This is a genomic window from Pseudomonas moorei, from assembly GCF_042846945.1.
Taxonomy (GTDB): Bacteria; Pseudomonadota; Gammaproteobacteria; order Pseudomonadales; family Pseudomonadaceae; genus Aquipseudomonas; species Aquipseudomonas moorei.
In genome coordinates this window covers 5564487-5587497 of the sequence record NZ_AP035776.1, presented here as the reverse complement: position 1 = coordinate 5587497, position 23011 = coordinate 5564487, and the positions used below count along the sequence as shown (strand labels likewise).

The following is a 23011-nucleotide window of genomic DNA, read 5'->3' as shown; positions in this document are numbered from 1 at the left end:
GAAAGCAGAGCCGTCAGCGCTGGATGCCGTACAGGACTGCTGCATTGGGGGTGCGATAACTTATACCGGCAATAATGAATCGGTCCCCTTGCATCACGATGTCATAGGGAACGCCTCTTAAGGTGTGTCCATAAAAGTTGTTGGCAAAGGTGGGATCCAGCGAACCGTCCTTATTCAAGCGACCCGAGAACATTTGACTGGATGAGCCCGGCATCCAGCCGGCCACCACGATCTTGTCATCCTCGGGTTGTACGCCGACTGCCGTCAAAAGACGTCTATCACGGGTCAACTCAACTTTGACCTCCTTGCCCTGGTTGAACTGATCATCAGGAGTACCGTTTGCGTTGTATCTCATAATGAGTGCAGCTGTACCCTCGGCGTTCCCGACACAAATCAGTTTGCCATCGGGTTGAGCAATCATCTTTTCAAGATGGTATGACTCTACTTCGTGACTCAGGTGGGTATATCCCTCAGTACCAAAACTCGTGTCGAGTTTTCCCCGTGACGTGTAGCGACAAAGGACTATTGCGGAAGCGCTTAACTGCTTCGTTATGTCGTTCATCCCTATGACAATCTTGTCGTCATCCTGTACCGCGACGCTCATCATTCGAATGAACTCGCTACCTAAATCAATCTCGACGTGACCTTGATCTCCAAAGGACTTATCGAGCTCTCCGTTGTTGTTCCAACACGTCAGCAACCCCCCGTCGGCGACGTCTTTTTTAAATCGCTGGCTGAGTATCAAAACTCTTCCGTCCGAGAGTACGCCCCCGTCGCAAGGGGCTGCATTCGAAGAGAAAGCCGGAAGGGGGACAATAACGGGTTGAAAAACCAGGTCAGGGCTACCGTTTTCATTCAGGCGTTTGGCTGCCGGTTTTCCGCCCGCCCCCTCCAGCACATCGCCCACGATCAGTATTTTTTTGTCGTGCGAAACCAGTCGGGTCGGTTTTGAATTGTTACCGGCCTGGAATTGCCCCGTAACGCTGCCATTACTGCCAAACGATGGATCAGGTAGCCCATCGGCGCTTGTGCGGTAAATTTGATATTGATTTGAGCTGTGTATGGCATAAATCAAATTACCGTCGGGTTGCACGACCACCGAGTGAGTCGTTCCGCCTACGGGGCCGTCTACAGCGCCGTTGGTGCCGAACCGGGTGTCCAGATCACCGGGTGCTTTGGGAGATGTTTGTTCAGTGCTCATGAGTATTCCTTGAAAATCGCCTCGATGTACTGACGTCACCTGCATTTGGGCCAAATGTGGAGGTCAGGATTCGTTGCGAGCTTATTTCAGGGGCGTCGAGCAAACACCTGTCAATGTTGACAGTTTCTTAGTTCTTTTTGGTTGGTCTGTTTGTCGTTTTAATGTTGTGAAGCCTAATACACCCATACCTCAACCCGCCGATTCTTGATCCGCCCCTCATCAGCGCTATTGGTCGCCACGGGCATTTCAGCGCCAAACCCGCGAACTTCGCGCAGCACCACGCCGCTTTTCACCAGTTCGCGCCGCACCGCCATGGCCCGCAGTTTCGACAGCAGGTCAGCGCGCGCCGGGTCGCTCTTGGCATCGCCAAACCCCACCAGTGTTACCTGCCGATCGGTTTTATTGTGCTGCTTTATATAGTCGAGCACCCGTGACAGGTCCTGGCGGGCCTTGTTGTCCAGGCTGGCGCTGCCTTCCTCGAAGCGAAAGTTCACGGTCAGGCGCTGGGCGTGGCGGCTGAGTCCCTGGTATGCCTCGGGCATCATCGCGTTGGGTGTGACGCTCATGGCCTGCACAGTCTGGGCGATAAACCCGTTGGCCGCGACAATCGCCTGGCCCTGGCTGCTTTGTGCGAACGTCACCAGCGCTTCGGCCCAGGGATTTTTCCCGTTGGGCGGCAGGTAGAGGAACAAGCGGCGGGACAGGGGATAGTCTTCCGTGGCGATCAGGCTGTTGAGTGGCAGCATGGCCTGGGATTGACCATCGACAATCGCTACGGCTTTGGCCGAACGCACATACGGCAGGCCGATGAAGCCGATGCCTTGCGGGTCGTGGCTGACCGCGTCGGACAGTTGCTCACTGGACTCGAAACGTTTCGCTGCACTGCTCAGGGTTTTCCCGCGATGGTTGAGGACAAGTTCCTTGAAGGTGTCGTACGTACCGGACTGATCATCCCGCGCATACAGATGAATGGCCCCACCCCGGCCGCCGAGTTCTTCCCAGGTTTTGACTTCGCCACTGAAGAGGCGCGCCAGTTGCTCGGTGTTGAGTTGGTTCAGCGGGTTTTGCGGGTGAAGGATAATCGCCAGACCGTCGATGGCGATGACCTGCTCGGCCTCGGCGCTTTTCAGATCGCCCAGGACCCGGAGGTCGGCCAGCTCACTGTCCTTGATCGGGCGCGAGGACGCGGCCAGATCGGCGTTGGCGTTCTTCAGTGCAGTGAAACCGGTGCTGGAACCGTGGGCCGCGATCTCGACCTCGACCCGGCGTCCTTGCGGGGTTTCACCGACAACCCGCAGTTCGTTGGCCTTGTCCGGCGCTTCGCTGTGCACCTTGAGCAAGCCCTGTTCGCGCAACAGTCCTTCGACCAGCGCCGGGCCGAGTGCCGCACCGATGGTGTTGGAGCCCTGGATGCGCAGCACCGGGCCATGGTCGGGCAGCGGCAAACCGCTGGCCGAGGTCATCAACGGCCAGCAGGTGCACAGCATCAACAGGAACAAACCGCGCAGCGTCATGCCGGCACCTTAAATAGCCAAAAGGAGGTGCCGGAAGATTAAGTCAGTAAGGTTTCTGAAAAATGACAGTTTTTCAGTGTGTTCGAGCCTGCTCGCGATGAGGGCCTGGCATTAGTCCGCCATCGCGAGCAGGCTCGCTCCCACAGAAGAGGGTTATCAGCTCAATTCAAGCCAGATCGGCGCATGATCGGAAGGTTTTTCCATACCACGCAGTTCGTAGTCCACGCCGGCGTCCTTGACCCGTGGCAACAACCCATGGGACGCCATGATCAGGTCGATGCGCAGTCCACGCTTGGGCTCGTCTTCAAACCCGCGGCTGCGGTAGTCGAACCAGCTGAACATGTCGGTCACCTCCGGGTTCAGGTGACGGAAGCTGTCCACCAGGCCCCAGTTCTTCAGGCGGGCCATCCACTCGCGCTCTTCCGGCAGGAAGCTGCATTTACCGGTTTTCAGCCAACGCTTCATGTTGTCCGGGCCGATCCCGATGTCACAGTCTTCCGGGGAAATGTTCACATCGCCCATGACCACCAACGGCTGATCATTACGGAACTGGCTTTCCAGCAATTGCTGCAGATCGCTGTAGAAGCGTTCCTTGGCCGGGAATTTGGTCGGGTGGTCGCGGCTTTCGCCCTGGGGGAAATAGCCGTTCATGATGGTCACCGGCACGTCATTGGCGTCGGCGAAAGTACCCCAGATAAAACGCCGCTGGGCATCTTCATCGTCGGTGGCGAAGCCCTTGTGCAGCGCCAGCGGTTCTTTGCGCGACAGCAGGGCGACGCCGTAGTGACCTTTTTGTCCATGGAAATACACGTGGTAGCCCAGGGCTCTGACTTCATCGAGCGGAAACTGGTCGTCATGGACCTTGGTTTCCTGCAGGCCGATCACATCGGGCTGGTGTTTTTCGATCAGCGCCGCCAGCTGATGGGGACGGGCACGCAGCCCGTTGATGTTGAAGGAGACGATCTTCATGGTCGGCAGTCCTGGCAAAAGGGCGATGCTAGCTGACATGTCGGCATCGGGCCAGTGTCGGGGTGAGTTGAATCGGTGGGTTGCGCCCGCGATGGGTCCGTGCAGCCGTCTTTTATATTGACTGACTGATCTGCGAGTCTGGTCTATACCTGTGGAGGGAACTGTGTTGCCACCCAGGGGCTCGTACCAACAAGAGCACAGCCATCCGAGCTGTGCCGGGGAGAATGACCGCCATGCCCGAAACCTCGACCGCCATCGCCGATATTCACATGCTCGACAGCGGCTATTCCCGCGAAGCACGTTCCCTGTTGTACCAGGCTTACCGGCACGAGCCGACGTTCGGCTACCTGTTCGAAGCGGAGCGTCCCGGCTACGAACAGCGTGTGCGCGCCACGGTGCGTGAACTGGTCAAGCAGCATTTTCTCCAGGATTTGCCGGCCATCGGCCTGCTGGTCAACGATCGCTTGATCGGCATCGCCCTGATCGCGCCGCCGCAACGGCGCCTGGGCATCACTGAAAGTTGGGCCTGGCGCCTGCGGATGGTGCTGAGCACCGGGTTTCGCTGCACCCGTCGCTACCTCGAGTATCACGATGCGGTGATGGCTTGCGTGCCGTCCGATTCGGTGCACCTGCTGCCATTGCTCGGGATTCATCCGCAATTCCAGGGCAAGCACTTCGGCGAACAACTGCTGCAAGCGGTGCACAACTGGTGCGCGGTGGACGAACACTCTCAGGGCGTGGTGCTCGACACCGGCAATCCGCGCTATCTGGAGTTCTATAAGCGACAGGGTTATGAGGAAATTGGTGAGGTCGCAGTAGGACCGATCCGCGAGCACGTGTTTTTCCACGCCAATCCTCAAGTCGTGCAAACCGCAACGGCGTAACCGTCGAACTTTTGGGGCGCATCAGGCTCTATCACGCTCCCGTGTTCATCAAGCATGCTCGTGATAGCATCCGCGCCTATGAAGTTTCCAGGAAGAATTACCGGTGGCGTGCTGATGCTGATTTCCAGCTGCGCGGCGCTGGCCCAAAGTGAATTGGATGTGCGGATCAAACCGTCCAACGATGAACTGAAAGCCAATATAGAGGGCTATATCGGCAGTCTCGGCGATCGTGACGAAGCAGCCTTGCTGCGCTTCAGCCGGGGCGCCGAGGAGCAGGCGCGCAAAGCCGCCCAGGCCTTGGGTTATTACCAGCCGCACATCGACAGCGACGTGAAGGGCGGCAAGACGCCGCGCCTGATACTGACCGTCGACCCCGGCGAGCCGGTGCATCTGCGCAACGTCACCATCCGTATCGACGGCCCGGCCGCCTCGCTCAAATCCTTTCGTGTGCCCAATGACCATGCGCTGACAACCGGCGCGGTGCTCAACCATGGTCGCTATGAAGATGCCAAGCGGCTCATCCAGAACCAGGCCTCGCGCTATGGCTTTTTCAACGGGCGTTTTACCCGTTCGACACTGTCGGTGGACCCGCGGGCCGGCGTGGCCGATATCGAGCTGATTTATGACAGCGGGCCGCGTTATGCCCTGGGCAAGGTCAGCTTCGAGGGCGACACTCCGTTCGATGAAGACCTGTTGCAACGCATGGTGCCGTTCAAGGCGGGTGCGCCCTATGACTCCGAGCTGATTGCCGAACTCAACCAGGCCCTGCAATCGAGTGGCTATTTCGAGGGCGTGCGGGTGGACGCGGCGCCGACCGCCTCCAGGGACAACGTGATCCCGGTGGACGTCAAGCTGTACACCCGCAAGCCGCGGACCATGGGCGTTGGCCTGGGTTATTCCACGGACGTCGGCCCGCGGATCAAAGCTAACTGGACGCGCCACTGGGTCAACCCGCAGGGGCACAGCTACGGCTGGGAGACCGAAGTCTCGGCACCACGGCAAAACGTCGGGGTGTTCTATGACATTCCGCTGGACCCGCCGCTGACGGACAAACTGCGTTTCGCCGGTGGCTATCAGAATGAAGAAATCGCGGACAAGGACAGCCTCAGCAAACTCCTGACCATCGGTCCCGAATGGCACAGCAAGTTGCCCAGCGGATGGCAGCGGGTGGTGTCACTCAAGTGGCAGCGTGAGGAGTACCGGCTCGGCGACGATTCGGGGCTCAGCAACCTGCTGATGCCCGGCGTCAGCTATTCGTACCTCAAAAGCGATAACCGCATCGACCCGCACAATGGCTATCGCCTGCAATTCGAAAGCAAGGTGGCCAAGGAAGGTCTGGGTTCCGATAACAACCTGCTGTATGGCACGGCGCTGGTGAAGGGCTTGACCACAGTGTTCGACAACCACCGTTTCCTTGGTCGGGTGCAGGTCGGCGGCAGTGCCACCAACGGCTATAAGTCGGTACCGCCGTCGCTGCGCTTCTTCGCCGGTGGCGATCAGAGCGTGCGCGGCTACGACTATCAGAGCCTGTCCCCGGAAAACAATAAGGGTGACCGCATCGGCGGCCGCTACATGGTCGCGGCCAGTGCGGAGTATCAATATTCCATCGCCGAAAAATGGCGTGTCGCCACGTTCATCGATCAGGGTAACTCCTTCAATACACTTGAACTGCCGAACCTGAAGACCGGCGTCGGTATCGGCGTGCGCTGGGTTTCACCAGTGGGGCCGATCCGCCTCGACCTGGCCCACGCGCTGGATGACGATGGCGGCATTCGACTGCACTTTTCCATGGGGCCCGAGTTGTGAAGCGTGGTTTGAACATATCGCTGCTGGCGATACTGACGCCGCTGATGCTGGTCGCCCTGACCCTGGCCACGGTGTTGGGCACGGCGGCGGGCAGTCGTTGGGTGCTTGGCTTTGTTCCGGGTTTGACCCTCGACAACTTCCAGGGGCGCCTGGGCGGACAATGGAGCGCCGATCGCGTTGTGTGGCAGCAAGACGCCAGCCAGGTCGAACTGAACAAGGTGATTTTTGCCTGGTCGCCGCTGTGCCTGACGCGCATGACCTTGTGTATCGAACAATTGCAGGCTGATCAGGTCAATCTGCAATTCCCGCCGGGCAGTGAAGAACAAAGCAGCGGGCCGATCAGCCTGCCGGATTTGAAATTGCCCGTGGCGCTGGAGTTGGGGGACGTACAGGTCGGCGTCTTGCGGTTCAACGGCAGCGAGCAGCTCAAGGGCCTGCAACTGACGGCGCACTGGACCGAAAAGGGGATGCAGATCGACTCGGTGAAACTGCAGCGGGACGATCTGAACCTGAATTTGACCGGGCAGTTACAACCCGGCGGCAACTGGCCGCTCAGCGCTGAAGGCCAATTGACCCTGTCGACCCCCGCGCCCTGGGTGCTGGCCCTGAAAATCGATGGCGATTTGCTCAAGACCCTCAATCTGAAAGCCGACAGCAGCGGGTACCTCAACGGCCAACTGACCGGCCAACTGCAACCGCTGGTGGAGAACCTGCCGGCCAAGGTGCGCATCACCGCTGACGGTTTCAAGCCCGGCGCCGACCTGCCGGACACCCTGCAACTCAATCAACTTGAACTCACGGGCGACGGCGACCTGAAAAACGGCTACTCGCTGCTCGGCAAGGCCACGTTACCGGCCGAACAAGGACCTGTTGCACTGATGCTGCAAGGCAAGGTCGACGCCAATGGCGCGCAGATCGCCGCGCTGGACCTGACGGCCAGCGACAAGCAAAACCTCAAGCTTTCCGGGCAAGTCGATTGGAGCAAGGGCCTGAGTGCCGAAGCGAAAATCGATTGGCTGGACTTTCCGTGGCATCGCCTCTATCCGCTGATTGATGAGCCGCAAGTGGCGTTGCGCAGCTTCAATGGCGAAGTCTCCTACACGGACGGTCAGTACCTCGGCCATTTCAACGCCGCCCTGGACGGCCCGGCCGGGGCGTTCAGCCTGACCAGTCCGTTCGCGGGTGACCTGACAAAAATCTACCTGCAACAAATTCAACTTACGGCCGGCCAGGGCAAGGCTGAAGGGCATCTGAACCTGCAGTTCGCCAATGGTATTGCCTGGGATACCGCGCTGGATTTGTCGGCGATCAACCCGGCGTACTGGGTGGGGGAATTGCCGGGCACCCTGGCCGGGCCGTTGCGCAGCCAAGGGGAGGTGAAGGATGAGAAACTCAGCCTGAGCGCCGACCTTGATTTGAAAGGCAAGCTGCGTGGTCAGCCTGCGGTGATCCAGGCCAAGGCCAATGGTGGCGGCGAGCAGTGGAACCTCGATGCACTGCAGATTCGCCTGGGCGACAACAGCATCAGCGGCAAGGGCAGCCTGCAACAGAAGGTCGCCGGACAGATCGATATCAAGTTGCCGCGTCTGGCCCAGCTCTGGCCGCAATTGCGCGGCCAGCTCAATGGCCGGATCGATGTCGCCGGCACGCTCAAGGCGCCGCAAGGCAAGTTGGGTCTGCAAGGCACTCAGCTGGCGTTCGCCGACAATCGGCTGCAAAGCCTGAACCTGGACGCCACCCTCGACAGCGCGCAACGGGCGAACATCGACCTCAAGGGCAGCGGGATCCAGGTCGGCGACACCTCCCTCGGCACCCTGACCGCCAGTGGGCAGGGCGATATCAAAAACCAGAAACTCACCCTCGATCTGCAAGGGCCGAAGCTGAAGCTGGCCCTCGGTGTCGACGGCATCCTGGACAAAGGCAACTGGCGCGGACGCCTGGCCAGCGGCGATATCCAGGCCGGCGGCCAGGACTGGAAGCTGCAAGGCCCGGCAAAGCTGGAACGACTGGCGGACGGCAAGATCAACTTCGGTGCCCATTGCTGGCAGTCCGGCCCGGCCAGTCTGTGCGGCGAAGACCAGCGCCTGATGCCTGATCCGAAACTGCGCTATCACCTCAAGCAGTTCCCCATCGAAAGCCTCGCGCAATGGTTGCCCAAAGACTTCGCCTGGCAGGGTCGACTCAACGCCGACGTGCAGCTGGATCTTCCGGCCAGCGGCCCGAACGGCCAGGTCAGCCTCGACGCCAGCGGTGGCGTCTTGCGCATGCGCGAGAAGGATCAGTGGCTGGACTTCCCGTACCAGACCCTGAAACTCACCAGCAAACTCACGCCCAAGCGCATCGACACCGACCTCAACTTCGTCGGCGGCAAGCTCGGCGAACTGATGGTTCAGGCGCAGATCAACCCGTTGCCCAAGAACAAGCCGCTGAGTGGTTCGTTCCGCTTGAGTGGCCTGGACCTGTCGGTGGCGCGGCCATTTGTGCCCATGGTGGAAAAACTGAGTGGCCGTTTGAACGGCAGCGGCACGATTTCCGGTGGCCTGCTGGCACCGCAGGTCAATGGCAACCTGCTGCTCAGCGATGGCGGGGTCTCCGGGCCTGAGTTACCGATGGAACTTCAGGACTTGCAAATGCAGGCGGTCATCGTCGGCGAAACCGTGCAGTTGAACGGTGGCTGGAAGAGCGGCAAGAGCGGGCAGGGCAGTTTGAGCGGCAACGTCGCCTGGGGCCAGGCCCTGGTGGTGGACCTGGCGCTCAAGGGCTCGCAGTTGCCGGTCACCGTCGAGCCTTACGCGAAGCTGGAAGTGGCGCCGGACCTGAAGATCTCGATCAAGGACAACAAACTGGCGGTCGCCGGGAAAGTCCAGGTGCCCAAGGGCGAAATCATCATTCGCGAGCTGCCGCCCTCAACGGTCAAAGTCTCCGATGACACGGTGATCGTCGGCCAGCAGACCGAAGAGGGCAAGCCGCCGATGGCCACCCTGATGGACATCGATGTGGTGGTGGGCGAGGACAAACTGAGCTTCGCCGGGTTTGGTCTCACGGCCAACCTGCAAGGCCATGTGCACATCGGCGACAACATGGACACCCGGGGTGAGCTCTGGCTCAACGACGGTCGCTATCGTGCCTACGGTCAGCGGTTGACCGTGCGCCGGGCGCGCTTGCTGTTTGCCGGCCCGATCGATCAGCCGTATCTCGACATCGAAGCCATTCGCAAGACTGACGACGTGATCGCCGGCATCCGCTTGAGCGGCAGCGCCGAGCAGCCGACCACGCAGATTTTCTCCGAGCCGGCCATGAGCCAGGAACAGGCGCTGTCCTATCTGGTGTTGGGCCGTCCGCTGAGCAGCAATGGCGAGGACAACAACATGCTTGCCCAGGCGGCCCTCGGGTTGGGATTGATGGGCAGTTCCGGGGTCACCAGCGGGCTGGCCAAGAACCTGGGGATTCAGGACTTCCAGCTCGATACCCAGGGCAGCGGCAACACCACCAGCGTGGTGGCGAGCGGCAACCTCTCCGAGAAGCTCAGCCTGCGCTATGGCGTGGGTGTATTCGAACCGGCGAACACCATTGCCTTGCGTTACAAGCTGAGCAAAAAGGTCTACCTCGAAGCCGCTGGCGGCGTGGCCAGTTCGCTGGACATCTTCTACAAGCGGGATTTCTAGGTCCCGCTCTCTCCAAAACCTGCTCTCAACCCTGGCTGGCAAGCCTGCTCCTAACGGAATCCACGGACCTGTAGGAGCAGGTTTGCCAGCGGAGGCATCACTGCGTTCGCCGTTAATATCCGACGCCGTTAGTCAACTAATTACAAAGCATGCTAACTATTGCGTTGACATTCGCTGCCTAAGCAGTAATATCTCGACATACATTCACTGCCTAGGCAGCTAATTGGTGTCCAGATGAAACATTTCTCGCCAGACGATTTCCAAAATTGCCACCTTGGCCTGCTGCTCGGACGCGCCGCGCTGCTCAAGGACCGCATCATCGACACGCACATGGAGCCCCATGGCATCACCGCCGCGCAGTTCAAGGTGCTGATCATCGTGGCCCAGTTCGGCGTCGATACCCCGGCCGAGCTGTGCCGGCACCTGTCTTTGGACAGCGGTTCGATGACCCGGATGCTCGATCGTCTGGAACAGAAAGGTTTACTTGCCCGCCAACGCTCCGAAGCCGATCGCCGGCAGGTCCAGCTGGTGCTGACCGAAGAGGGCCAGAAACTGGCCGCCCTGTTGCCGCACATCGGTGCCGATGCCATGAACGAACTGGCCGGCGGCATCACCCCTGAAGAGTTGAAGACCCTGGAACAGATCCTGAAGAAAATATTGGTGGCAGCCGGTGACGCGATCACTCTGCTGCGGGTAGGTGACAAATGAGCAGCAAAACCCTGCGTACCGGTTTCAGCCTCGTGCTGTTGGCCATGACGCTCGCCGGTTGTGCCAATTACAGCGGCCTGAATACCGAAGGTGTCAGCCTCGAGGCGAAAAACCTCAAGGCCGGGCAATCCCTTAGTGGTGTGACTCTGTCGCCGGCGGCCTGGCCGAACAGCGACTGGTGGAAAAGCCTCGGCGACCCTCAGCTCGACGGCCTGATTCGCGAAGCCCTGCACGACAGTCCCGACATGCAGATCGCCGACGCCCGGGCCCATCAGGCCAGCGCTGCCGCTTACGCCGCCGATGCCGCGCGGATGCCGACCGTCGATGCCAGTGCCGGCGTGACCCGTTCGCGTCTGGCCCGTGATCAAGACCCGACCGGCCAGGGCGACACGTACTCCACCCTGCGTAACATCGGCGCCAGTTTCAATTACAACTTCGACCTCTGGGGTGGCCAGCGTGACGCCTGGGAAGCCGCCTTGGGCCAGGCCCGTGCCGCTGAAGTCGATCAGCAGGCCGCGCAATTGACCTTGTCCGCCGACGTGGCCCGCGCCTACAGCGATCTGGGGCAGGCGCACATCGTCTATGACCTGTCCGCCGAAGACCTCAAGCGCACCCGGCAGATGCTCGATTTGAGCCAGCGTCGGCTGAGCGCCGGGATCGACAGTCAGTACCAGTTCCAGCAGACCGAAAGCCTGGAAGCCACCTCTGAAGCGAACCTGATTGACGCCGAAAAACGCCTGCAAAGCGCCAAAATCGCCCTGGCCGTGCTGCTGGGCAAGGGCCCGGATCGCGGTAACGAGATTGCCCGGCCGAAAGTCCTTCAAGCCAGCGCCGTGGCGTTGCCGTCAGTGCTGCCGGCCGAGTTGCTCGGTCGTCGTCCGGACCTGGTGGCCGCGCGCTGGCGGGTCGAGGCAGCCAGCAAGAACATCGACGCCGGCAAAACCCGGTTTTATCCCAACTTGAACCTGAGCGCGGCAGCCGGTGCCCAATCGTTATTGGGCGATGCGATGTTCGGTTCGGCCAGTCGTTTCTTCAATGTCGGGCCGACGATTTCACTGCCGATTTTCGATGGCGGCCGCCTGCGCGCCGATCTCGATTCCCGCGACGCCGATTACGACCTCGCGGTGGCGCAGTACAACAAAAGCCTGGTGAAGGCGTTGGGAGATGTCAGTGACAGCATCAACCAGTTGCGTGATATCGGCCGGCAAATCAACGCCCAGCAACACGCCACTGACATCGCCCAGGATTCTTACAACACCGTGGTCCAGCGGTACGGTTCCGGCATCGGCAACTACCTGGACGTGCTCAGCATCGAACAGCAATTGCTCCAGGCCCAGCGGCAGCTGGCCAACCTGAATGCCGAGCAGATCGACTTGTCGATCCAACTGATGCAGGCGCTGGGCGGCGGGTTCACGCCCGACACCCTCGCTTCAGCCAACACATCGCCAGCCACGCTGAGCCACTAATTCAAGGTATTTGTCATGGCCACTGCCGATACAACTCAAACTGCTGAAAACACTCCCGGCAATCCCAACTCGGGCAAGCGCAAGTTCATGCTGCTGATCCTCGCAGCGGCGGTGGCGCTGAGCGGCGCGGGCGTCTGGGCCTACCACGAGTTTTACGGTCGCTGGAGCGAAAGCACCGACGACGCTTATGTCAATGGCAACGTGGTGGAAATCACGCCGTTGGTGACCGGCACCGTGGTCAGCATCGGCGCCGATGATGGCGATCTGGTCCACGAAGGCCAGGTATTGTGCAACTTTGACCCGAACGATGCGGAAATCGGTCTGCAAAGTGCCCAGGCCAATCTGGCCCGCACCGTGCGTCAAGTGCGCGGCCTGTACAGCAACGTCGATGGCCAGAAAGCCCAGGTCAATGCCCAGCAGGCAGAAGTGCAGAAAGCCCAGGACAACTTCAATCGCCGCAAAAATCTCGCGGCGGGCGGAGCGATTTCCCAGGAAGAACTGTCCCACGCCCGTGATGACCTGACCTCGGCGCAAAACGCCCTGGCCGATGCCAAGCAGCGACTGAAAACCACCGCCGCCCTGGTGGATGACACCGTGGTGTCGTCGCATCCGGACGTGATGGCCGCCGCCGCGCAATTGCGCCAGGCGTATCTGAACAACTCGCGCAGCACCTTGATTGCACCGGTCACCGGTTACGTGGCCAAGCGCACCGTGCAGCTCGGGCAGCGTGTGCAGCCGGGCACGGCGCTGATGGCGGTGATCCCGCTGGATCAGTTGTGGATCGACGCCAACTTCAAGGAAACCCAATTGCGTGACATGCGCATCGGCCAGCCCGTGGAAATCGAAGCCGACCTTTACGGCAGTGCCGTGAAATACAGCGGCACCATCGACAGCCTTGGTGCCGGTACTGGCAGCGCGTTCGCCCTGCTGCCCGCGCAGAACGCCACCGGTAACTGGATCAAGATCGTGCAGCGCGTGCCGGTGCGGATTCACGTCAACGCCGATGAGCTGGCCAAGCACCCCCTGCGAGTCGGTCTGTCGACCGTGGTGGATGTGAACCTGCATGACCAGAGTGGCCCGGTACTGGCGCAACAGCCGCCGCAAAAGGCGTCGTTCAGCACCAACATCTATGACCGTCAGTTGGCCGAGGCTGACCAAATGATCGCTCAACTGATCCACGACAACAGCGCCGCGGTCAGCAAAACCGCGCAGCGCTGATTCGCCTATGTGCAGCAAGCTGCCCCCTCTGTGGGAGCGGGCTTGCTCGCGATAGCGGTTTGCCAGTCAATGAATGTGTTGAATGTTCATTCGCCATCGCGAGCAAGCTCGCTCCCACAGGGTCCCCTGTGTCTCTAACAGACGCAGCGCCAACAAGGTTTCAAAGGATTCGCGATGAGCAATAACGCCTCTTTTTCGCCGCCCAGCCTGCTGCTGAGCACCATCGGCCTGTCGCTGGCGACCTTCATGCAAGTGCTCGACACCACCATCGCCAACGTAGCGCTGCCGACGATTTCCGGCAACCTCGGGGTGAGCTCGGAGCAGGGCACCTGGGTGATCACTTCGTTTGCCGTCAGCAACGCCATTGCCTTGCCGCTGACCGGTTGGCTCAGCCGGCGGTTTGGCGAGGTGAAGCTGTTTGTCTGGGCGACGCTGCTGTTCGTACTCGCCTCGTTCCTGTGCGGTATTTCCACCTCCATGCCGGAACTGGTGGGCTTTCGCGTGCTGCAAGGGGTGGTGGCGGGGCCGTTGTATCCGATGACTCAAACGCTGCTGATTGCGGTCTACCCCCCGGCGAAACGGGGGATGGCGCTCGCGCTTTTAGCGATGGTCACGGTGGTGGCGCCGATTGCCGGGCCGATCCTCGGCGGCTGGATCACCGACAGTTACAGCTGGCCATGGATCTTCTTCATTAACGTGCCGATCGGTTTGTTCGCCGCCTGGGTGGTCACCCAGCAGATGAAGAAACGTCCGGTGGTCACCAGCCGCCAGCCCATGGATTACGTGGGCGTGATCGCGCTGATCATCGGCGTCGGCGCGTTGCAGATCGTCCTCGACAAAGGCAACGATGCCGACTGGTTCGAGTCCAGTTTCATCATTATCGGTTCGGTGATTTCCGTGGTCGCCCTGGCGTTTTTCGTGATCTGGGAAATGACCGATGAACACCCGGTGGTGAACTTGCGGCTGTTCGCCTACCGCAACTTCCGCTTTGGCACCCTCGTGTTGGTGCTGGGCTATGCCGGATTCTTCGGGATCAACCTGATCCTGCCGCAATGGTTGCAGACCCGATTGGGCTACACCGCGACCTGGGCCGGCCTTGCTGTCGCACCATTGGGCATCCTGCCGGTGCTCATGTCGCCTTTCGTCGGCAAATACGCCCCGCGATTCGACATGCGGGTGCTGGCGGGCGGGGCGTTCCTGGCGATCGGCCTGAGTTGCTTCATGCGTGCCGGCTTCACCAATGAAGTGGATATCCAGCACATCGCCCTGGTGCAGTTGTTCATGGGCATCGGCGTGGCGTTGTTCTTCATGCCGACCCTGACCATCCTGCTGTCGGACCTGCCGCCCAGCCAGATTGCCGACGGTTCCGGCCTGGCGACGTTTCTGCGGACACTGGGCGGTAGCTTTGCCGCCTCGCTGACGACCTGGATCTGGATTCGCCGGGCCGATCAGCACCATGCCTACCTGACGGAAAGTCTCACCCCGTTCGACCCGGCCACCCGGGAGGCGTTACATCAATTGGGCGGGGCAGGGGCCAAGGCTTATACGCAGATGGATCAGATGGTGATCAGCCAGGCGTACATCATGTCCACGGTGGACTACTTCACGCTGCTGGGCTGGATGTTCATGGGCCTGATCGTGATCGTCTGGCTGGCCAAGCCACCCTTTACCGCCAAGGCCGGGCCGGCGGCTTCTGCCGGGCATTGATACAAACGCAATCCCTGTAGGGGCGAGCAAGCTCGCTCCTACGGTTTTTTATTGTGCAAATTAGTTGGCGGGGGCAGCCAATTGCGGCGGCGGTGCGAAGTCAAACGGCGCCAATGCAAACCCCTGTTCATCGACTTGCAATGCCCACCCTTGGCGATCCCAATCCCCCAGCACAATGCGCCGGGCGGCTTGATCGCCCAGTTGCAGCTTGTGCACGGCGGGGCGATGGGTGTGGCCGTGAATCAGGGTTTTCACCCCGTATTCCTGCATGATCCGCGGAATTTCTTCGGGTGTGACATCAACGATGTCATTGGCCTTCATCCGCGTTTGCGCACGGCTTTCACTGCGCAGCTTGCGCGCCAGCTTGTGCCGCGTACGCAGCGGCAAGTGTCGCAGGATGAACAGGGTGATCGGGTTGCGCAGGTAGCGACGCAGCTTCATATAGGCTTCGTCGCGGGTGCAGAGGCTGTCGCCATGCATCAATAGCACTGGCTCGCCTGCCAGTTGCACGACACTCGGATCCTTCAGCAAGGTGCAGCCGGCCTGTTTGCAAAAGGCCTTGCCGAGCAGGAAGTCGCGATTGCCATGCATCAGAAAGATGGCCGTGCCGCTGTCGCTGAGGTCGCGCAGGGCCTGGCAGATGGAACGCTGGAACGGCGTCATGGCATCGTCGCCAATCCACGCCTCGAAAAAGTCGCCCAGAATGTACAAGGCACTCGCCGAGCGGGCGCGTCCGGCGAGCAAATCCAGAAACGCCCGGGTAATGTCCGGGCGCTCCTCTTCCAGATGCAAATCTGAAATCAGCAATATCACTCAATGATCTCGGCTTTCTCGATGATCACGTCGTCTGCGGGTACGTCCTGGTGGCCGGCCTTCATGGTGGTGGAAACACCTTTGATCTTGTCGACAACGTCGGTGCCTGCAACGACTTTGCCGAATACGGCGTAGCCCCAGCCCTGAGTGGTCTTGGCGCTGTGGTTCAGGAAGCTGTTGTCAGCCACGTTGATGAAGAACTGGGCGGAAGCCGAATGCGGCTCCATGGTGCGCGCCATGGCCACGCTGTACTTCTCGTTCGGCAGGCCGTTGTCGGCTTCGTTCTGGATGCTCGGGCGCTTGTCTTTCTTTTCTTTCATGCCAGGCTCGAAACCGCCGCCCTGGATCATGAAGTTACCGATGACGCGGTGGAAAACAGTGTTTTCGTAGTGACCGGCTTTGACGTATTCGACGAAGTTGGCCACGGTGATCGGGGCTTTCTCGGCGTTCAGTTCCAGGACGATGTCGCCATGGTTGGTGGTCAGTTTGACTTGGGTCATGATTACTACTCTTTTCAGGGAATTCGTGGGTGTTGGGACATTGCGGTCCCTTCACCGGTTCAGCCTTTTTCGGCCAAGGTGCGCAGTTTAGCGTGCCAGACGCGAATTTCGAGGCTGTTTTTCATTTGCGCCCCATTAAATGCGACCGTTTGCAGGCCTGCTCTGTCAGCTGCTTGACGGCATCGGCTATGATAGCGGCTTTGTTTTGTCCGGCCTTTATTACGGCCACGCACTTGTACGTTCAAGGATCCTATGAGCAAGCCCACTGTCGACCCTACCTCGAATGCCAAGACCGGCCCTGCTGTGCCGGTCAATTTCCTGCGGCCGATCATCCAGGCAGACCTGGACTCGGGCAAGCACACGCAGATCGTCACGCGTTTCCCGCCTGAGCCCAATGGCTACCTGCACATCGGCCACGCCAAGTCGATCTGCGTGAACTTCGGCCTGGCCCAGGAGTTCGGCGGCGTCACGCACCTGCGTTTCGACGACACCAACCCGGCCAAGGAAGACCAGGAATACATCGACGCAATCGAAAGCGACGTCAAATGGCTGGGTTTCGAATGGTCCGGTGAAGTGCGCTATGCCTCGCAGTATTTCGACCAGTTGCACGACTGGGCCGTCGAGCTGATCAAGGCCGGCAAGGCCTATGTCGACGACCTGACCCCGGAACAAGCCAAGGAATACCGTGGCAGCCTGACCGAGCCAGGCCGCAACAGCCCGTTCCGCGACCGCAGCGTCGAAGAGAACCTGGACTGGTTCGCCCGCATGCGCGCCGGCGAATTCCCGGACGGTGCACGTGTGCTGCGAGCCAAGATCGACATGGCCTCGCCGAACATGAACCTGCGCGACCCGATCATGTACCGCATCCGCCACGCCCACCACCACCAGACCGGTGACAAGTGGTGCATCTACCCGAACTACGATTTCACCCACGGTCAGTCGGACGCCATCGAAGGCATCACCCACTCGATCTGCACCCTGGAGTTCGAAAGCCACCGTCCGCTGTACGAGTGGTTCCTCGAGAACCTGCCCGTGCCGGCCAACCCGCGCCAGTACGAGTTCAGCCGCCTGAACCTGAACTACACCATCACCAGCAAGCGCAAGCTCAAGCAGCTCGTGGACGAAGGTCACGTCAATGGCTGGGACGACCCGCGCATGTCCACGCTGTCGGGCTTCCGCCGCCGTGGCTACACGCCGAAATCGATCCGCAACTTCTGCGAAATGATCGGCACCAACCGTTCCGACGGCGTGGTGGATTTCGGCATGCTCGAATTCAGCATCCGTGACGATCTCGACCACAGCGCCCCGCGCGCCATGTGCGTGCTGCGTCCGCTGAAAGTCGTGATCACCAACTACCCGGAAGGCCAGGTCGAGAACCTCGAACTGCCATGCCACCCGAAAGAAGACATGGGCGTGCGCGTTCTGCCGTTTGCCCGTGAGATCTACATCGACCGTGAAGACTTCATGGAAGAGCCGCCAAAAGGCTACAAGCGCCTGGAACCGGCCGGCGAAGTGCGCCTGCGCGGCAGCTACGTGATCCGTGCCGACGAAGCGATCAAGGACGCCGACGGCAACATCGTCGAGCTGCGTTGCTCCTACGATCCGGACACCCTGGGCAAGAACCCCGAAGGCCGCAAGGTCAAGGGCGTGATCCACTGGGTGCCGGCCGCTGCCAGCATCGAGTGCGAAGTACGCCTGTACGATCGTCTGTTCCGTTCTCCGAACCCGGAGAAGGCCGAAGACAGCGCCAGTTTCCTGGACAACATCAACCCTGATTCGCTGCAGGTACTCACCGGTTGTCGTGCTGAACCCTCGCTGGGCCATGCACAGCCGGAAGACCGTTTCCAGTTCGAGCGCGAAGGCTACTTCGTTGCCGACATCAAGGATTCGAAACCAGGTCAGCCGGTATTCAACCGTACCGTGACCCTGCGTGATTCGTGGGGCCAGTGATTTAGCGTCAAGGAATTAACGTGCTTACGATCTACAACACGCTCACCAAGAGCAAAGAAGTCTTCAAGCCGCTGGATGGCAACAAGGTGCGCATGTACGTGTGCGGCATGACCGTGTACGACTACTGCCACCTCGGCCACGGTCGCAGCATGGTCGCGTTCGACCTGATCACCCGCTGGTTGCGCTTCAGCGGCTATGACCTGACCTACGTGCGCAACATCACCGACATCGACGACAAGATCATCAATCGGGCCAACGAGAACGGCGAGTCGTTCGAAGCCTTGACCGAGCGCATGATCGCGGCAATGCACGAAGATGAAGCGCGCCTGAACATCAAGAAGCCGGACATGGAACCGCGCGCCACGGATCACATCCCAGGCATGCACGCCATGATCCAGACCCTGATCGACAAGGGTTACGCCTACGCCCCGGGCAATGGCGACGTGTATTACCGCGTTGGCAAGTTCATGGGCTACGGCAAGCTGTCGCGCAAGAAAATCGAAGACCTGCGCATCGGTGCGCGGATCGAAGTCGGCGAGTCCAAGCAGGACCCGCTGGACTTCGTGCTCTGGAAAGCCGCCAAGCCGGGTGAGCCAAGCTGGGAGTCGCCATGGGGCGCCGGGCGTCCGGGCTGGCACATCGAGTGCTCGGTGATGTCCACGTGCTGCCTCGGCGAAACCTTCGACATTCATGGCGGCGGCAGCGACCTGGAGTTCCCGCACCACGAAAACGAAATCGCCCAGAGCGAAGCGGCCACCGGCAAGACCTACGCCAACGCGTGGATGCATTGCGGCATGATCCGTATCAATGGCGAGAAGATGTCCAAGTCCTTGAACAACTTCTTCACCATCCGCGACGTGCTCGACAAGTACCACCCGGAAGTCGTGCGTTACCTGCTGGTGTCCAGTCATTACCGCAGCGCGATCAACTATTCGGAAGACAACCTCAAGGACGCCAAGGGCGCTCTGGAGCGTTTCTACCATGCGTTGAAAGGCCTGCCGAGCGTGGCTCCGGCTGGCGGCGAAGCGTTCGTCGAGCGCTTCACCACGGTGATGAACGACGACTTCGGAACGCCTGAAGCCTGCGCCGTATTGTTCGAGATGGTGCGTGAGATCAACCGCCTGCGCGAGAGCGATCTCGATGCGGCGGCCGGTCTGGCGGCGCGTCTGAAAGAGCTGGCCAGTGTGTTGGGTGTGTTGCAGCTTGAAGCCGATGATTTCCTGCAGGCCGGCGCCGAAGGGCGGGTGGACGCTGCTGAAGTCGAGGCGCTGATTGCTGCGCGTCTGGCGGCACGTGCCGGCAAAGACTGGGCCGAATCCGACCGCATCCGCGATCAGCTCACGGCCATGGGCGTGGTGCTGGAAGACGGCAAGGGCGGGACGACCTGGCGCCTGGCTGACTGATTGCTTGATCGGTAAAAAACAAAACCCGCCTTGTGCGGGTTTTGTTTTTTTGTGGCGGGGCGTTAGCTCAGGAGCCCGGTGCTGACCGCAACAATCAGGAAGATCCCGAGCACCGCCCGGTAGATGACAAACGGCCAGGTGGAGAACTTCTCCAGAAAGCGCATCAGGCCCCAGATGGCGAAAAACGCCGAGATGCTGGCGATCACCAGGCCGAAAACCAGGTGCGCCCAGGCTTGCGCGGGAAGATCGGCATGGAACAACACCCACAGCTCCTTCAAACCGGCCAGGGCGATTGCGGGCAGCCCCAGCAGGAAGGAAAACCGCGCTGCCTCTTCACGTTTGAAATTGAGGAACAGCGCCGCGGTCAGCGTTGACCCCGAACGCGACACCCCGGGGATCAGTGCGCCGATCTGGGCAATGCCAACGATCAGCGCATCACGCAGGCGCATTTCGCCAACGGTGCGGCGATGCCGACAACTGAGTTCGGCGGCCGCCAGCAAAACCGCCATGACCACGCAGGAAATCCCGATCACCATCAGCCCCCGCAACGGCGAGTTGCAGGCATTGAGGGTCGAGGACAGCGCGATGCCGGCAATACCGATGGGAATGGTCGCCAACACGATAGCCACCGCGAGGATGAACCACTGGTTGCTGTAATCGCGTTGGCGTATCGCGCCGACACTGCCGCTGACAACTTGTTGAACGTCACGCCAGAAATAACTGACCACCGCCGCCAACGCGGCCAACTGCATGGCCGCCGAAAACGCCGAACCGGGATCAGGCCAGCCGAGCAGGGCGGGCACGATGCGCATATGCGCGGTGGAGGACACGGGCAACAACTCGGTGATGCCCTGAATGATGCCCAGGAAGCCGATTTGCAGGTAATCCAGCGAGGCAAAGCCTATATCAAGGCCGGTAGAACAGATGTTGGTCAAAGCACTTATCCTGTGAGGATCAGGAGGAGGAAGGGTCTGGATCAAATGGAGTGGGGCGAAAAGCCGAAACATTTCGTCACAGTCTAGTCGCTGCGGTCAATAGGGGGAGTGAGTGGTTTTTGCGGTGGGTGGGCGCCTTCGCGAACAGGCCCGCTCCCACAGGGGATTTGTGTCGTGCACAAAAACCAGATCTGACGAAAATCCCCTGCTCGCGATTGACTGCACAGCCGTCAGCTTTCCAATTGGCGCAAGCGCTTGTAGAGCGTATTGCGACTAACCCCCAACCGCCGTGCCAGATGGGAAATATTGCCCCTGGCAGCCTTCAGTTCCCGGTTCAACGCCTGGGTGTCATTCAGATCAACCCCCAACGGCTCCGGTGCCTCCACCGGCTCCATCTCCAGATCGACAAAGAAATCATCCGGCAAATGCTCCGGCCGCACTGGTTGTTCCTCGGCCATGGCCAGCGCCACCTGCATCACACTGCTGACCTGGCGTAAGTTACCGGGCCACGGATGACGGCTGAACAGCTCCAGCACTTCATGGCTCAGTCCCGCCCATTGGCTGGGTTCGCGATGCTGTTCCCACAGTCGATTGAATAGCGCCTCTTTATCGCTGCGTTCGCGCAACGGCGGCAGCTCCAGCGTCAGCCCGCCGATACGGTAATACAGATCCTCACGAAACCGACCCAATTGCACCTGTTCGCGCAGCGAGCGGTTGGTGGCCGAGATGATCCGCAGATCCACCGGGAACAACTCGCTGCTGCCCACCGGTTGCACGCAACGCTCCTGTAGCACCCGCAGCAACCGGGCCTGGGTCGGAAGCGGCATGTCGCCGATTTCATCGAGGAACAGTGTGCCTTTGTCGGCCTTGCGGATCAGGCCGATGCTGCCTTTCTGGTTCGCCCCGGTGAACGCGCCTTTCTCGTAGCCAAACAGCTCGGACTCCACCAGTTCGGCGGGGATCGCTGCACAGTTGACAGCAATGAACGATTGTTTGCTGCGGGAGCTGGCCTGATGCAGGGCCTTGACGAAGACTTCCTTGCCGACCCCTGTTTCACCGTGAATCAACAGTGGAATGTCTTTCTCCAGCAAGCGCTCGGCCTGGCGCACGGCCTTTTCCACGCGACTGTCGCCGAAGTGCAGGGTGTTCAGGCTGATGGCCGGAGGTTTGGCGGCTACCGCGGCGCTCTCGGGTTCAGTGCTTTGGGTTGCGGAAAACAGTCGTGGCTGAATCGGTGCCTGCTTCGGCCGTTTCAGCAAGCACTGGAAGCGGTGGCGTCCGCAACTCTGCAGGGCAAAGGGCAGGCCCTCGGGCTGATTCAACAATTCCAGCAGCGAAACGTTGAACAAACTCTCCACGCTGACACGCGACAGGCGGATGCCCAACAAGTTGTCAGCGCGGCGGTTGGCGGACAGCACCTGGCCACTTTCATCGAATATCAGCAAGCCGGCCCACTGGCTGTCGAGGTTGTTCAGGCCCGTGTTGAAGGTCAACTGGAAATGCTGGCCGTGGAACAAGTTGAGGATCAGCCGGTTTTCCACGGTCTGGCTCATCATCTTGACCATGCCCAGGGTGTGGGACGGCGGCAGGTAGCTGTCGCTGGAGACATCCAGCACGGCAATGACCTTGCGCTCGGCGTCGAAAATCGGCGCGGCGGAACCGGTCATGAAGCGGTTGGCCTTGAGAAAGTGTTCGTCGTGCTCGATGTGCACCGCTTGTTCGCAGGCCAGGGCGGTGCCGATGGCATTGGTCCCGCTGCAGTGCTCCAGCCAGCTGGCGCCGGCGCTGAAACCGCGGGTCAGGCTTGGCTCTATGAAGCGCTGGGTGCCCCATGACGTCAGCACCTGGCCCTGATTGTCGGCGAGCATGATCAGGCAATTGGAGTTGCTGAGGATGTTCTCGTAATACGGCAGGACTTCCTGGTGGGTGGTCTGCACCAGCGAGTGCTGGCTCTCGAGCAACCGCGCGATACCTTCGGCGGGCAACTGATCGAAGGCCGGAGCGCTCTGATGATTGAGGCCGAACGCGCGGCAACGGGACCAGGAGTCCTGGATGATGGCTTCGTGGGACAGCGGCAGGGCAGGTGGGGCCATTACAAGTCAGCCTCTGATTAACGCTTTTATTGTTGTTATGGATGCATCAACTACGCAGGACTTTGTAGGAGCGAGCTTGCTCGCGATGGACGTCAACGATGACGAGGGCTGTCTGAATGAACGGGGCGATCTCTCGTTCATCGCGAGCGAGCTCGCTCCTACAGGAACCGTAAACGGTC

The 23011-nt window shown here is 60.4% G+C and carries 16 protein-coding genes; 9 read left to right on the top strand and 7 right to left on the bottom strand.

The annotated features are described in order from the left end of the window. Positions 1-13: 13 nt before the first annotated feature. From ACGJAX_RS26045 to xthA, 3 genes are all read right to left on the bottom strand, one after another. On the bottom strand, positions 14-1201 hold the full coding sequence (locus ACGJAX_RS26045; protein WP_390956676.1) for a hypothetical protein: 1188 nt from the start codon (positions 1199-1201) through the stop codon (positions 14-16). A gap of 173 nt (positions 1202-1374) precedes the next feature. After that, a complete protein-coding gene (locus tag ACGJAX_RS26040; protein WP_390956675.1) occupies positions 1375-2715 on the bottom strand; it encodes a substrate-binding domain-containing protein in 1341 nt (446 codons plus the stop codon). A gap of 156 nt (positions 2716-2871) precedes the next feature. Continuing rightward, positions 2872-3684, bottom strand: a complete 813-nt coding sequence (gene xthA, locus ACGJAX_RS26035; RefSeq protein WP_090323548.1) for an exodeoxyribonuclease III — start codon at positions 3682-3684, stop codon at positions 2872-2874. Between the two features lie 233 nt (positions 3685-3917). Between xthA and ACGJAX_RS26030 the strand changes: the two genes are divergently transcribed. The 7 genes from ACGJAX_RS26030 (at position 3918) to ACGJAX_RS26000 (ending at position 15138) form a co-directional block, all read left to right on the top strand. Then, positions 3918-4568 (top strand): N-acetyltransferase, encoded by a 651-nt coding sequence (locus ACGJAX_RS26030; protein ID WP_090327439.1) that lies wholly within the window; start codon positions 3918-3920, stop codon positions 4566-4568. A 78-nt stretch (positions 4569-4646) separates the two neighbouring features. After that, a complete protein-coding gene (locus tag ACGJAX_RS26025) occupies positions 4647-6374 on the top strand; it encodes a BamA/TamA family outer membrane protein (protein ID WP_390956674.1) in 1728 nt (575 codons plus the stop codon). Further along, positions 6371-10039, top strand: a complete 3669-nt coding sequence (locus ACGJAX_RS26020; protein ID WP_390956673.1) for a translocation/assembly module TamB domain-containing protein — start codon at positions 6371-6373, stop codon at positions 10037-10039. The genes ACGJAX_RS26025 and ACGJAX_RS26020 overlap by 4 nt, the downstream gene beginning before the upstream one ends. A gap of 234 nt (positions 10040-10273) precedes the next feature. Continuing rightward, a complete protein-coding gene (locus tag ACGJAX_RS26015) occupies positions 10274-10747 on the top strand; it encodes a MarR family winged helix-turn-helix transcriptional regulator (RefSeq protein WP_090323543.1) in 474 nt (157 codons plus the stop codon). Next, positions 10744-12213, top strand: a complete 1470-nt coding sequence (locus tag ACGJAX_RS26010; protein ID WP_390956672.1) for an efflux transporter outer membrane subunit — start codon at positions 10744-10746, stop codon at positions 12211-12213. Before ACGJAX_RS26015 ends, ACGJAX_RS26010 begins: the two co-directional genes overlap by 4 nt. Positions 12214-12228: 15 nt before the next feature. Then, complete coding sequence (locus ACGJAX_RS26005; RefSeq protein WP_390956671.1) at positions 12229-13431, top strand: efflux RND transporter periplasmic adaptor subunit; 1203 nt, start codon at positions 12229-12231, stop codon at positions 13429-13431. Between the two features lie 174 nt (positions 13432-13605). Beyond that, positions 13606-15138 (top strand): DHA2 family efflux MFS transporter permease subunit, encoded by a 1533-nt coding sequence (locus ACGJAX_RS26000; protein ID WP_390956670.1) that lies wholly within the window; start codon positions 13606-13608, stop codon positions 15136-15138. Between the two features lie 60 nt (positions 15139-15198). Here the strand turns inward: ACGJAX_RS26000 and lpxH are convergent, their stop codons facing one another. Further along, positions 15199-15951, bottom strand: a complete 753-nt coding sequence (gene lpxH / locus ACGJAX_RS25995) for a UDP-2,3-diacylglucosamine diphosphatase (RefSeq protein WP_390956669.1) — start codon at positions 15949-15951, stop codon at positions 15199-15201. Next, the gene (locus tag ACGJAX_RS25990; RefSeq protein ID WP_090323535.1) at positions 15948-16451 is read right to left on the bottom strand and encodes a peptidylprolyl isomerase; all 504 of its coding nucleotides are present in this window, start codon (positions 16449-16451) and stop codon (positions 15948-15950) included. The genes lpxH and ACGJAX_RS25990 overlap by 4 nt, the downstream gene beginning before the upstream one ends. Positions 16452-16703: 252 nt before the next feature. Here ACGJAX_RS25990 and ACGJAX_RS25985 point away from each other — a divergent pair, with 252 nt between their 5' ends. Next, positions 16704-18401 (top strand): glutamine--tRNA ligase/YqeY domain fusion protein, encoded by a 1698-nt coding sequence (locus ACGJAX_RS25985; protein WP_090323533.1) that lies wholly within the window; start codon positions 16704-16706, stop codon positions 18399-18401. A gap of 20 nt (positions 18402-18421) precedes the next feature. After that, positions 18422-19804: a cysteine--tRNA ligase gene (gene cysS, locus ACGJAX_RS25980; protein WP_247256186.1), complete on the top strand. Its 1383-nt coding sequence runs from the start codon at positions 18422-18424 to the stop codon at positions 19802-19804. 62 nt (positions 19805-19866) lie between these two features. On the opposite strand, the gene uppP is transcribed toward cysS, so the two are convergent. Then, positions 19867-20739, bottom strand: coding sequence for an undecaprenyl-diphosphatase UppP (uppP, locus tag ACGJAX_RS25975; RefSeq protein ID WP_390956668.1), 873 nt, complete (start codon positions 20737-20739; stop codon positions 19867-19869). A 230-nt stretch (positions 20740-20969) separates the two neighbouring features. Next, entirely contained in the window at positions 20970-22832 is a 1863-nt protein-coding gene (locus ACGJAX_RS25970; RefSeq protein ID WP_390956667.1) for a sigma 54-interacting transcriptional regulator, read from the bottom strand. Between the last annotated feature and the right edge of the window lie 179 nt (positions 22833-23011).